The 12,286-nt window shown below is 62.7% G+C and carries 13 protein-coding genes; 8 read left to right on the top strand and 5 right to left on the bottom strand.

Annotated elements, in window-relative coordinates:
- Positions 1-70 precede the first annotated feature (70 nt).
- The 5 genes from ACZCWR_RS01615 to ACZCWR_RS01595 all read left to right on the top strand — a co-directional run bounded on the left by ACZCWR_RS01615 (position 71) and on the right by ACZCWR_RS01595 (position 4,568).
- The gene (locus tag ACZCWR_RS01615) at positions 71-571 is read left to right on the top strand and encodes a hypothetical protein (RefSeq protein ID WP_487302008.1); all 501 of its coding nucleotides are present in this window, start codon (positions 71-73) and stop codon (positions 569-571) included.
- A gap of 127 nt (positions 572-698) precedes the next feature.
- Positions 699-1,748 carry an alginate lyase family protein gene (locus ACZCWR_RS01610; protein ID WP_487303211.1) on the top strand — a complete coding sequence of 350 codons (1,050 nt, stop codon included), beginning with the start codon at positions 699-701 and terminating at the stop codon, positions 1,746-1,748.
- 22 nt (positions 1,749-1,770) lie between these two features.
- Positions 1,771-3,159: an L-serine ammonia-lyase gene (locus ACZCWR_RS01605; protein ID WP_487302007.1), complete on the top strand. Its 1,389-nt coding sequence runs from the start codon at positions 1,771-1,773 to the stop codon at positions 3,157-3,159.
- 159 nt (positions 3,160-3,318) lie between these two features.
- Positions 3,319-3,822 carry a hypothetical protein gene (locus tag ACZCWR_RS01600; RefSeq protein ID WP_487302006.1) on the top strand — a complete coding sequence of 168 codons (504 nt, stop codon included), beginning with the start codon at positions 3,319-3,321 and terminating at the stop codon, positions 3,820-3,822.
- The gene (locus tag ACZCWR_RS01595) at positions 3,813-4,568 is read left to right on the top strand and encodes a hypothetical protein (RefSeq protein ID WP_487302005.1); all 756 of its coding nucleotides are present in this window, start codon (positions 3,813-3,815) and stop codon (positions 4,566-4,568) included. The genes ACZCWR_RS01600 and ACZCWR_RS01595 overlap by 10 nt, the downstream gene beginning before the upstream one ends.
- Positions 4,569-4,581: 13 nt before the next feature.
- On the opposite strand, the gene flhA is transcribed toward ACZCWR_RS01595, so the two are convergent.
- The 5 genes from flhA to flgA all read right to left on the bottom strand — a co-directional run bounded on the left by flhA (position 4,582) and on the right by flgA (position 10,358).
- Positions 4,582-6,678 carry a flagellar biosynthesis protein FlhA gene (gene flhA, locus ACZCWR_RS01590; protein ID WP_487302004.1) on the bottom strand — a complete coding sequence of 699 codons (2,097 nt, stop codon included), beginning with the start codon at positions 6,676-6,678 and terminating at the stop codon, positions 4,582-4,584.
- Positions 6,675-7,886, bottom strand: coding sequence for a flagellar biosynthesis protein FlhB (flhB, locus tag ACZCWR_RS01585; protein WP_487302003.1), 1,212 nt, complete (start codon positions 7,884-7,886; stop codon positions 6,675-6,677). Before flhB ends, flhA begins: the two co-directional genes overlap by 4 nt.
- Positions 7,887-8,064: 178 nt before the next feature.
- Positions 8,065-8,499: a flagella synthesis protein FlgN gene (locus ACZCWR_RS01580; protein ID WP_487302002.1), complete on the bottom strand. Its 435-nt coding sequence runs from the start codon at positions 8,497-8,499 to the stop codon at positions 8,065-8,067.
- A gap of 97 nt (positions 8,500-8,596) precedes the next feature.
- On the bottom strand, positions 8,597-8,917 hold the full coding sequence (gene flgM, locus ACZCWR_RS01575; RefSeq protein WP_487302001.1) for a flagellar biosynthesis anti-sigma factor FlgM: 321 nt from the start codon (positions 8,915-8,917) through the stop codon (positions 8,597-8,599).
- A gap of 190 nt (positions 8,918-9,107) precedes the next feature.
- Entirely contained in the window at positions 9,108-10,358 is a 1,251-nt protein-coding gene (gene flgA, locus ACZCWR_RS01570; protein ID WP_487302000.1) for a flagellar basal body P-ring formation chaperone FlgA, read from the bottom strand.
- A 218-nt stretch (positions 10,359-10,576) separates the two neighbouring features.
- Between flgA and flgB the strand changes: the two genes are divergently transcribed.
- From flgB to ACZCWR_RS01555, 3 genes are all read left to right on the top strand, one after another.
- Entirely contained in the window at positions 10,577-11,071 is a 495-nt protein-coding gene (gene flgB, locus ACZCWR_RS01565) for a flagellar basal body rod protein FlgB (RefSeq protein WP_487301999.1), read from the top strand.
- Positions 11,072-11,089: 18 nt separating this feature from the next.
- On the top strand, positions 11,090-11,515 hold the full coding sequence (gene flgC, locus ACZCWR_RS01560; protein ID WP_487301998.1) for a flagellar basal body rod protein FlgC: 426 nt from the start codon (positions 11,090-11,092) through the stop codon (positions 11,513-11,515).
- A 94-nt stretch (positions 11,516-11,609) separates the two neighbouring features.
- A complete protein-coding gene (locus ACZCWR_RS01555; protein WP_487303210.1) occupies positions 11,610-12,269 on the top strand; it encodes a flagellar hook capping FlgD N-terminal domain-containing protein in 660 nt (219 codons plus the stop codon).
- Positions 12,270-12,286 lie beyond the last annotated feature (17 nt).

Below are 12,286 nucleotides of genomic sequence, written 5' to 3'. Positions count from 1 at the left end.
CGCAATCCCAAAAAAATCCTGGGGAGCGCGCGCCGTAGCATCTGCTTTTTCCGTTTGATGGGAGGAGCAGATGAAATACAGTTCGCGCGATGAAATCGAGCGGCTTCGTGAGGAATGCAAGTCGATGGTGACGACACGGGCCAGCTTGTCTGCAGGCGCAGCGGTCGTGCCGGTGCCGGGCCTGGATGTCGGTGCCGATGTCGCCTTGCTGTTGGAGATGTTGCCGGCGATCAACAGGAAGTTCGGCCTGAGCGAGGATCAACTCGAAGGCGATCCCAGACTTCGACAGTTCGTGCTGGTTGCGGCGACGAGCATCGGAAGCGAGATCATCGGGCGGATGGTGACGAAGCAGATCGTCATGCAGGTGCTCAAGCGTGTCGGCATCAGCGTGGCGTCGAAGTCGGTGGCGAAGTACATTCCGTTGCTCGGGTCGGTCGTGTCCGCAGGATTGAGCTTCGGGGTGATGAAATACGTCGGGAACGATCATGTCGACGATTGCTACAAGGTCGCGCTGAAAGTGCTGGAAAGACAGGCCGCGACCGACGAGACGGACGACTTTGCCCGGCGGTAACGCGATGCGCCTCGGACCGGCTAACATCTCACTCCGGACCCAAGCCAATCAAGGAGTGCGCATGGCGCCGATGGTGCGAGAGATGTTTCGGGCGAACCGCGTCGCGTGGAAGCGAGAGCGAACGTGGATGTTCATGGCCATGTCGATGCTGCTGACACCAACAGCGCACGCGGCCATGAACTTCTGCGCCGCGCCCGCCATGCAGACGAGCGAGCGCACCAACGCCGATCCCGGCGTGAAGGCGCTCGTGAAGATGGTGCAGTCGCACGTCAACGAGCAGCCGAAACCGCTTGCGCATCTGCACACGGAGGGCACGCTGCCGCACGAGCGCATCCACGATCAGAGCGTCGAGGCGGAGAAGGACCTGAGCCTCATGCGCGATGCCGCGCTTGCCTGGCGCGCTACCGGCGACGAACGTTACCTGCGTCTGGTGGACCGCTTTCTGTTCGCGTGGACGACCACGTATCAGCCGAGCTACAACCCGATCGACGAGACGAATTTCGAATCGCTGATCCTCGCCTACGATCTGACCGCGAGCGCGCTGCCGGTGAAAACGCGCAACGCGGCCAACGCGTTCATCACGAAGATGGTGAGCGGTTACATCGCGGACATGGACAAGCAGCCACGCCCGCTCACCGGCACGTATCGCAACAACTGGCAGAGTCATCGCGTGAAGCTGGTGTCGATGGGCGCGTTTACCATCGATGACCGCAAGATGATCGATGCGGCGCAGCGGCTGTTCGTCGAGCATATCGGCGACAACATCGCGCCGGACGGCACGACCATCGATTTCGCGGAACGCGATGCGCTGCGCTACGTCACCTACGATCTGCAACCGCTGGTGACGGCGGCGCTCGCCGCGCGCAGGCACAACCGCAACTGGCTGCCCGAGCGCGCGCAATCGGGCGCGACACTCGCCGAAGCGCTCAACTGGCTCACGCCCTATGCGCTCGGCACCCGGACGCACGATGAATTCGTGCATTCCTCCGTCCCCTTCGATGCTAAACGGCGCGAAGCCGGTCTGCCGGGTTTTTCGGGCGCGTGGGACCCGAAGAACGCGGCGGAACTCTTTCATCTGGCAGCGCGTCTGGACGGCCGTTATGCGCCGGTCGCGTTGCGGCTGGCACCCGCTCCGCGTGCGTGGCTTGCGGTATGTCTGCCGCTGCCAGCGCGCTAAAAACTTAAAGGTAATTTCAGTCATGGCAGTCAGCGTTTTCGACCTCTTCAAGATCGGCATCGGACCGTCCAGCTCGCACACCGTCGGACCGATGCGCGCCGCGCTGATGTTCGCGCAAGGGCTCGAACGCGACGGCCTGCTGGATACCACGGCATCGGTGAAATGCGAGTTGTACGGCTCGCTCGGCGCGACCGGAAAGGGCCACGGCACGGATCGCGGCGTCATGCTCGGCCTAATGGGCGACGCACCCGATACCGTCGATGCCACCACGATCTCGCCGCGCCTGGACGCCGTGCGCGCCTCCAAGACGCTCGCGCTGCTGGACAAGCGCAAGATTCCGTTCACGGTGAAGGAGAACATCGGGTTTTATCGGCAGGCGTTGCCGGAGCATCCGAACGGCATGAAGCTGCATGCCTTCGATGCAAACGGCGCGTTGCTGCGCGAAGCCACGTATCTCTCGGTCGGCGGTGGTTTCGTCGTGACGGCGGGTGCGCCGAACACGGCGGTGCTGACCGCGCACGAGCAGTTGCCGTATCCCTACGAAACCGGCGACGAGTTGCTTCGCATGTGCGCGGAATCGGGCAAGTCCATCGCGCAACTCATGTGGGAAAACGAGCGCGTGTGGCGCAGCGAGGACGAGATTCGCGCGGGCCTTTTGCGCATCTGGGATGTGATGCAGGACTGCGTGGCGCGCGGCTGCGGCATCGGCAATCCCGAAGCGGATGGCAATTTGCCGGGGCCGTTTCAGGTGAAGCGGCGCGCGCCGCAACTCTATCGTGCGCTTGCCAGCAAGCCCGAACAGGCATTGCGCGATCCCTTGTCGATGATCGACTGGATCAACCTGTACGCAATTGCCGTGAACGAGGAGAACGCCATCGGCGGACGCGTGGTGACGGCGCCGACCAACGGCGCGGCGGGCATCATTCCGGCGGTGCTGCATTACTACGACCGCTTCGTGCCGGGATCGAACGCGCAGGGCGTGATCGACTTCCTGCTGACGGCGGCGGCCATCGGCATTCTGTACAAGATGAACGCATCGATTTCCGGTGCCGAAGTGGGCTGTCAGGGCGAAGTCGGCGTTGCGTGTTCGATGGCGGCGGCGGGACTGGCCGCGGTGCTCGGCGGCACGGCGGCGCAAGTGGAGAACGCGGCGGAAATCGGCATGGAGCACAACCTCGGGCTGACGTGCGACCCGGTGGGCGGCATGGTGCAGATTCCGTGCATCGAGCGCAACGCGATGGGCTCGGTGAAAGCCGTCAACGCCGCGCGCATGGCGATGCGCGGCGACGGCTCGCATTATGTGTCGCTGGATTCGGTCATCAAGACCATGCGGGAAACGGGCGCGGATATGAAGACGAAGTACAAGGAGACGTCGCGCGGTGGGTTGGCGGTGAATATTGTGGAGTGTTGAGGATGTTCGATGCTAAAAGGCAGCGATCTTCGCCAGCGACTGAAACATTCGGTAGCGAAAGGAATCTGCGGCGATGGATACGGTTAGCATCACTCGATAAAACCAATCCGTTGGCCGCAACATGCTGGAGGCGGCCACTCGATCCGCGAGACTCCCGCTTTGAAACCGAGTGATCTGGGCGCGCACAAGCGCGCATGCAAGCGTCTGGACGAGCCGCCGACGTTCAAAAGGCTCGTCCGGAACAAGTTGCCAAAACCCTTCAATCGAATGGGTCGAGAGGGCAGCCAGGCGACCGACCTGACGGCCGTCTCGGACGATCACCGCGTCATCTTTTTCTGGCACGACGGCCCTGAGCGCACGGATCGCTCTTTCTATGCGCATCTCCTTTGCGTGATGCACAACGGCGACCTGTATCCCCTCTTCGAGATGCACTATCACCCGAGTCATAAGGGTCTGCATTGCAAGATTCCGTGCAAGACGACGCTCGACTACCGGAATCGCTTGCTGCCCGGCGCGCCGGAGCTTAACCTGAAGTCCCCTCGTGATTTCGATCCGCGATCGGAGTCTGACCGCGCTGCGTTGATCCGCATTTTCTGCAAGACCGTGGGTGTGGACATGCAAGCCGGAGTCACGTTTCAAGGCGAACTGGATCTATGGAGCTAACCGAACATCTCAAGCGGGCCATCTGCGCCTTGTTCGAAGTGCACGCCGATACGAATGGCGTGCAGCGCATTGTCACTCCGCTCGAATATCCGGGAACCGGCGATCGCGTGGTCGTGCGCGTTCGGCCCAACGATAGCGGCTTTGTCATCGATGAAAACGGGGAAACTTGCCTTTATGCAAGCATGGCCGGCGCGGATGTCAAATCGGCCGCTTTAAGTCGATGGTCGCAAGAGTGCGCCGAATTCGGTCCGGCTCGGCTGTGCAAGGACGAAGTCATTCGAGCCACGGCAATCGACGAGCAACATATCGCGCCATACGTATTTCGCGTCGCGGAAGCTGCACAACAAGTCTTTGCTATTGCGACATCGCAGGCGGACCGTCAGTCGAGCAGCGATTTCAAGGAACGGCTGGCGGCCGTGCTGGCCGAGCTTGCAAGCGAACTGCACGTTACGTTGCGCTCGGATGTCGAACTGCCGATCTCAGGCGGATTGATGGCAGATCACGTGATCGATGGCGCCCGGCCGCTGATCATTATCGGTGCCACCAGTGACACACGTCTGCTGGAAGCCGAAGTGATCTACATGCAATACAAGGTGCAGAAGATCGCGGGCTATGTGCTCGCTGTCGCGGAGAGTCAGAAGGCGGTGACGAAGAAGCAGTTCGAACGCGCCAACTACTTCACGGACAAAACCGTTGCCTTCGACGCGGGCAACCTCAAGGGCATGATTACCGCATCGCTGCACTAGCGCGTGCAAGCCCTCAAGCCCCAATCAAATTAACCACCTTCACATTCCTCGTATCCGGCACTTCCGCATAAGAAAGCACCTTCAACTGCGGCAAACTCCGGCGCAGAAACCGCGCCAGCATCGCGCGGAGCGAATGCTGAACCAGCAGCACCGGCGGCAGGCCCATCGTCTGTTGACGCATGATCGCGTTCTGCGTCGAAGTCATCAGCGTGTGCGCGAGGCCCGGCTCCAGACCCGGATTCGCGCCCGTCGAAAGCGCCTGTGACAGCACGCGTTCCAGCGCCGGATCGAGGCCCATCACCTGCAAATCGTCGCTGCCCGGATACCACTGCTGCGAAATCGCCCGTCCGAGCGCAAGGCGCACGGCGGCGGTGAGTTCGTAGGAATCGCCGATGCGCTGCGCGTGCTCCTGCATCGCTTCGAGGATGGTGCGCATGTCGCGAATCGGCACGCTCTCGTCGAGCAGGTTTTGCAGCACCTTCTGCAAGGTCGTGAGCGAAACCGTCTTCGGCACGAGGTCTTCCGTGAGCGAAGGCGTGTCCTTGCCGATCCGCTCCAGCAACGCCTGCACTTCCGCGCGTCCCAGCAACTCGGCCGCATGCGTCACGACGAGGTGATTCAAATGCGTCGCCACGACCGTGCTGGCATCGACCACGGTGTAGCCGTAGACCTGCGCCTGTTCGCGCAGATTGGTATCGATCCACACCGCCGGCAAACCGAACGCCGGATCGTGCGTCTGCGCGCCCGGAAGCGCGACCGAAACCTGCCCCGGATTGATCGCGAGCCATTGGCCGGGGAACGCTTCGCCCACGCCCACTTCCACGCCCTTCAGCGCAATGCGATACCCGTTCGGACGCAGTTCGAGGTTGTCGCGAATATGAATGACCGGCGGCAAGAAGCCGATTTCCGCCGCGAACTTCTTGCGAATGCCCTTGATACGCTTGAGCAACTCGCCATCCGCGTTCTTGTCGACGAGCGGAATCAGGCGATAGCCCACTTCCAGCCCGAGCGGATCGATCAGCGCGACATCTTCCCAGCTCGCTTCCGTGTTCTCGGCGGGCGCGACGGCGACCGGCGTGACATCGGTGACGGTGGGCGCTTTCTTCTTCGCTTCGGCGCGCTTGTTCATCGAGCGCGCGGCGTAGATCAGACCGCCGCCGAGCAGCATGAACGCGAAGTGCGGCATGCCCGGAATCAACCCCATCACGCCGATGATGACGCCCGTGATCATCAACACGCGCGGGTTCTGGAACAACTGGCCGGTCAACTGCGTGCCGATGTCTTCCTCGGTCGCCACGCGCGACACGATCACGCCCGCCGCCGTCGAGATGATGAGCGACGGAATCTGCGCGACCAGGCCATCGCCGATGGTCAGCAGCGTGTAGTTGGTCGCCGCGTGGGCGAAGTCCATGTCGTGCTGGAGCATCCCGACGATCAGCCCGCCGACGATATTGATCACCATGATGAGCAAGCCCGCGATGGCGTCGCCGCGCACGAACTTGGAGGCACCGTCCATCGACCCGTAAAACTCGGATTCCTGCGCCACGGCCTGACGGCGCTTCTTCGCGGTTTCCTCGTTGATGAGACCGGCGTTCAAATCGGCGTCGATGGCCATTTGCTTGCCGGGCATCGCGTCGAGGGTGAAGCGCGCGCCCACTTCCGCGATCCGCCCCGCGCCCTTCGTGATGACCATGAAGTTGATGATCATCAAAATCACGAACACGACGATACCGACCGCGAAGTTGCCGCCAACGAGAAAGTGCCCGAACGATTCGATCACCTGACCGGCTGCATCCGGGCCGGTGTGGCCTTGCAGCAGCACGATCCGCGTGGAGGCCACGTTCAGCGACAGCCGCAGCAGCGTGGAGAACAGCAGCACGCTCGGGAACGCCGCGAAATCGAGCGGCTTTTGCGTGTACATGCTGACGAGCAGCACCATCACCGCGAGCGCGATATTGAAGGTGAACAGCAAGTCCAGCAGGAAAGCAGGCAAGGGCAAAATCATCATGCCCAGGATCATGCAGATCAGCACCGGACCGGCAAGGGCCCGCAAGTTCTGCGCGCCCAATGCGTCCGGGCGTTTCGAGAAAATTCCAGCGCGCGCGTTCATGCGGCGGCTCCATTCGAGGTGTTGTCTTCATCCGCCAGGACATCGGCTGCTTCCTGATCGGCGTCGTCGGCGGATACGGCGCCTTTGTCGAGGTCTTTCGGCACGTCGAGATCGGTCGGTTCGTCCGGCTTCTCACCGCCATCCTCGCGGTAACGCTTGATCTGATAGACCCACGCCAGCACTTGCGCGACCGCGCCGTACAGCGCGCCGGGAATCTCGCGGTTCAGTTCGACGTTGTGATACAGCGCACGCGCCAGCGGCGGTGCTTCGAGCATCGGCACGTTGTTCTCGCGGCCGAGTTCGCGGATGCGCGCCGCGACCAGATCCACGCCCTTGGCGACGACCTTCGGCGCGCGCATCTCGCCATCGGCGTATTTCAGCGCCACGGCGAAGTGCGTCGGGTTGGTGACGATCACGTCAGCCGTCGGAATTTGCTGCATCATGCGGCGGCGGGCAGCGGCGCGTTGCTGCGCGCGAATCTTGCCCTTGATGTGCGGATCGCCTTCGCTTTCCTTGTGTTCCTTCTTCACTTCTTCCTTCGTCATGCGCAGCTTCTTGGCGTGCGACCACATCTGATACGGCACATCGACGGCGGCGACCAGAAACAGCCCGCCGATCGCCATGCCGCAGGTCAGCGCGATCAGGTGCATCGCGTCGGCGAGTGCGAGCGACAGCGGCTTGGAGAGCAGGTCGAGCGTTTCGGCCTTGTGACGCCACATCGTCACGCCCGCCATGCCGCCGACCACGACGGTCTTGAGCAGCGACATGAAAAGCTGAATCGGGCCTTGGGACGAGAAGATGCGGCCGAGGCCCGTCATCGGATTGAGGCGGCTGAATTTCGGCGCGAGCGGCGCGGTGGTCAAGAGCCAGCCGCCGAGCGCCATGGGTGCGGCGAGGGCGGCGAAGGCGGTCATCGCGAGAACCGGGAGGATGGCGAAGAAACCTTCCTTGCTGGCGTTGGCCGCGCCGATCATCATCTGATGCGAGTCGAGCACGGTGGCGTGATCGAAGGTGAACGCGCCGCGCAGAATGCTCTGCATATGCTCGCTGATAGAACCGGACAGGCCCCACACGCCGAAGAATCCCGCCGACAGCAGCGCGAACGACGCGAGTTCCCGCGAGCGCGCAATCTGGCCTTCCTCCCGCGCTTTCTCAATGCGCTTGGGGGTGGCTGATTCGGTTTTTTCGAGATCGCTTTCCTCGGACACCTGACCTTGCTCCGTTGCGTTCCGCTACGTGTTCCGTTGCAAGCGGCCCGCAAAAAAAGGCCGCTTTCTGATGGAGACGATTATTGCGGAAGGGGGCAAGCCGCCATTGGCGGATAAGGCTGGAGAAAGTGGGGTAATTCGGGAGATGAACTAAAGGACGCAGCCGTCTGGCCAAGGCTCAGACGCCCGGAACGCGCCCGTCAGGACCATAAAAACCGGCCTTCGCGGGCGAAACCTGCAACGCGGCGAGCGCCTTGCGGTTGTATTCCATGCGCGTGCGGATCAGCACGCCGTTGTTGTTGTTGTTCTGCTTCGCGCGGCGCGCGGCCGTGCGCAGAAGCGACCATTGTTCGGCAATACGCGTGTCGTTCGCGGAGATGGCGTCCATGCCGGCCGCACCGGCCGGAAAACCGAGCGCCTGAAGCTGGGCATCGCGTTGTTTTTCCAGCCCGGCGATGCGTTCGGTCAACGCCGTCTTGTTCTCGACGATTCCGGGCAGCACGGCCAGCGGCTGCGCGGCGATCAGGGCTTTTTCCTCATGAGCGAGGAGGGCTTCGAAGTCCTGCACGGCAACGACTTCTTCGGTGATGGTGGCAAGCAGTGCGTCTTTCATGGCAGCTCACAATTGAAGCGGTTCAAATAAACCGCCGGTGCCGTGACGCTGCTCGCCCATGCGCTCCTTATTCCAAGCGCTCGCGGGGTCACTGCGTTCAGCCGCCGGTCGGCTGGGTTCTCGTTTGCATCATCTCGCGCGCCGTGCCGAGCATGCCGTCAGCGATCTTGCTGCTGTCCGGCGTGTACGTGCCGTTCGCCAGCGCGGCCTTGATCGATACGACTTTCGCCATATCGATATCGCCGCTGTTCGTCGAACGCATGGTCGAGGACAGCGACGACAGGCTCACCGTCGAATTCTTCGTGTCGCCGACTTGCTGCACGCCTTCGACCGCGCCCTTCGCGCCGTTGCCCGACGAGCGTTGCAAGCCGGTTTGCAGGCTTGCCAACGCGCTGGTGTTGCTCGATTCGATCTTCATGATGTCCGTTCCTCAGGTGTTGAGTCCTTTAACGTCCAGGGGTTTGAAAACTTTACCCTGTCCTCGGAGCGCAACCGTTTCCGGATTCGGACATTCTTCGCCGAGCCTTGTCGGGCGGGCGTTTGAGCCATTTGCAACAAATTGAAACAAAGTGTGAGTTATCCCACACAGGGGCCTCAAGCCCCGTTTTTCACATGCGGATTTCGACCGTTTGGTTGTCTTTCACGATGCCGGTAATGATTTGTCCCCCGGCCGTTTTCACACGCACTTGCTGACCGGGCGAGGCGTTGTTCATCACGCTGCCTTCGGCGGAAATCGCGAAGCCCGCGCCATCGGCGACGACGTGCACCGACTGTCCGACCGATACCGATGTCGCCGCGCGCAGCAAATCCGTGCGCAGCGGCAGATTCGCGCCGACGCGGCCGAGCGCGGTCGCGCCGACTGCCTGCGCGGGATCGGTGATGACGGCTTGCGGCATCGCGGTGAGATCGCCTTCGCGGGCGACGAGATCGGCTTCGGTGAGCACTTCGCCCGGCGCGATTGCGCGTGCTGCTAAATAGTAAGTGGCGTTCACCGCGACGCGCGCCTGCACATACAGCGTCCACGGCCTTTCGCCGACGCAGCGCACGCCGACCGTCATGCGGCCCCACACGCGCGAACCGGTCGGCATGAACGGATCGAGCGACGAACACGGCGCGAGACCGCGCGGGAATACGGGAAGAACGGTGATTTCCACTTTGCCGGGCAATCCGGCGGCTTGCTGCTGAAGGAATGCGAGCGCGGCGGCGCGGATCGATTCGCCATCCTGAGTGGGTGCGCCGGGTTGTAGCGGTGCGGGCGCGGTTACGCGGCGCGCTGTTGCGACAGGCATCGCGGCTTGAGCGGCGACCGGTTTTGCGGCGGTCAATGGCGAATCGTCGTGCTGGACGATCACGGGGATGACATTGCGCGCATCGGTGGATTTGACCGATGGGAGTGCGGACTGCGCGGGTGAGTAAGACGCCTTCATCATGCCCGCCGATGCAGCAGGCTTCGGGTTTTGCCCCGGCCCTGGAACCACGATCATGCCGTTCGATGCATCGTCCATCGAATCGTCGGCGGCTTCGGCGCGTGCTTCGAGCGCGAGCGCGGCGTTGCGCATGGCGGCGTCGGCGGCTTGCGTCGCGGCGCGATAGCCGGATGCCCGCGCGATATCGGCGCTCGACATCGCGGGCGCGGCTTGAGCGGCGGCCGCCGTCACAGGTTTGAGCTTCGCCGCCATTTCAGCCGCGGCGGCGGGGTTCGTTTCGGCGTTGCCGGGAATGACGATCGGACCGCCGTCCTGCTGCGCGAGTGCGCTCACCGCGCCACCGAACAACAACGACACGCCGAGCGACAAGCCCGCCACGCGCTTCATCGTGCGCACCGAGCTTCTGGACGGATGCCTGACGGACCTGCTCATCACTACTCTCCCTCGCGCGCCGATGGACGCATCAATAACTCAAGCCAACGACCTTCAACCACGAATCGAATTCTAAATATCGGCCTTCGCGCCCAAGCCTCGAATAGAGGCCGCGTTCCCCGGTTATTCATCGGATTAGTTCTTGCCCGTCGCTCCTACTATCTGTGTCATGCAAAAAGGCCTCGGCGATGCCGGGCTCGTGAATGGGAGAAACGCTGATGCTGGACAAACTCGACAAGGAATTCGCTTTCGGCCGCGAGGCGCTCGACGTACGCGCGTACCGGCAGGAGCTGCTGTCGTCGAATATCGCCAACGCGGATACGCCCGGCTACAAGGCGCGCGATGTCGATTTCTCGACCGCGCTCGCTGGCGCGCTCAGGCAGAGCGGCGGCGGCGGAACGGCGTCGGCATCGAACACGGCGACGCTGAAGATGGCGCAGCCCGTGAGCCTCAGCACGAGCGGCGGCATGGCGGTGACGTCGGCGGGACACCTGTCCGGCACGTCGGGCGCGGGCGCATCGGGCGGCACGACGCAGGACTACGGCAAGTTGCAGTACCGCGTGCCGAACCAGCCCTCGCTCGATGGCAACACGGTCGACCTCGACGCCGAGCGCGTGCAGTTCGCGGACAACTCGGTGCACTTCGAAGCCGGCATGACCGTGCTGTCTTCACAGATCAAATCGATGCTGTCGGCGATCACGTCGAACGGCTAAGGACATAAGGAGAGCCCAATGTCCAACCTGATGAACATCTTCAACGTCGCCGGTTCGGCGATGTCGGCCCAGGCGCAGCGCCTGAACGTGACCGCGTCCAACCTCGCGAACGTGGACAGCACCACCGGCCCGGACGGTCAACCGTACAAGGCCAAGCAGGTCGTGTTCGCGGTCGATCCGCTGGGCGGCGCGAAAAGCGGTTCCGGCCAGCAGGTCGGCGGCGTGCAGGTGACCGGCGTCGTCGATGATCCGAGCCCGATGAAGACCAGCTACGACCCGAGCAACCCGGCGGCGAACGCGGACGGTTACGTCACGCTTCCGAACGTCGATCCCGTGCAGGAAATGGTCAACATGATTTCGGCGTCACGGTCCTACCAGGCGAACGTCGAGACGCTCAATACCGCTAAAACATTGATGCTCAAGACATTGACCATCGGAACCTGACCCACACCATTCGACCAGGAAACGCAACGTGACCTCTTCCAGCACCACTATCGGCAGCAACGGCGCCACCGTTTCGCAGTCGCTGCTCAACACGATGAACGGCACGTCGTCGACATCTTCGACGTCGTCCAGCTCTTCGGCCTCCGGCACGTCCGGCGCGGACTTGCAGAACACGTTCCTCACGCTGCTCACCACGCAGTTGAAGAACCAGGACCCGACCAACCCGACCGACAGCTCGCAGATGGTCTCGCAGCTCGCGCAGATCAACACGGTGACGGGCATCAGCAATCTGAATACTTCGTTGTCCTCGCTCGCGACGCAGATTTCCGCCGGCCAGTCGACGCAGGCAGCAATCCTGATCGGCTCGAACGTGCTGGCAGCAGGCAGCAACGTGACGGTGGCAAGCGGCGCGGCCTCCACCTTCGGCGTGAAGCTCGACAACGCAGTGACCGACCTGCAAGTGGTCGTGAAGAATTCCGCCGGGCAGATCGTCAACACGCTCGATCTCGGCGCACAAAGCGCGGGAACGATTCCGGTGTCCGGCTGGACGCCGACCGATTCGAACGGCAAGACGCTCGCCGACGGCACGTACACCATCACCGCGCAGGGCACGATCAACGGCCAGCAGGCGACGGCCACCACGCTTGCCGCTTCGCAAGTCCAGAGCGTCGTGCAGATGTCGGACGGCAGCACGGGCCTGAAGCTCGCCAACGGTTCGACGGTCGCACTCACCGGCGTCGCCTCGATTCTTTGATTACCCATCTCTAATTC

Source organism: Caballeronia sp. A2-2, from assembly GCF_057612605.2.
This window is presented reverse-complemented; position numbering and strand designations above follow the sequence as displayed.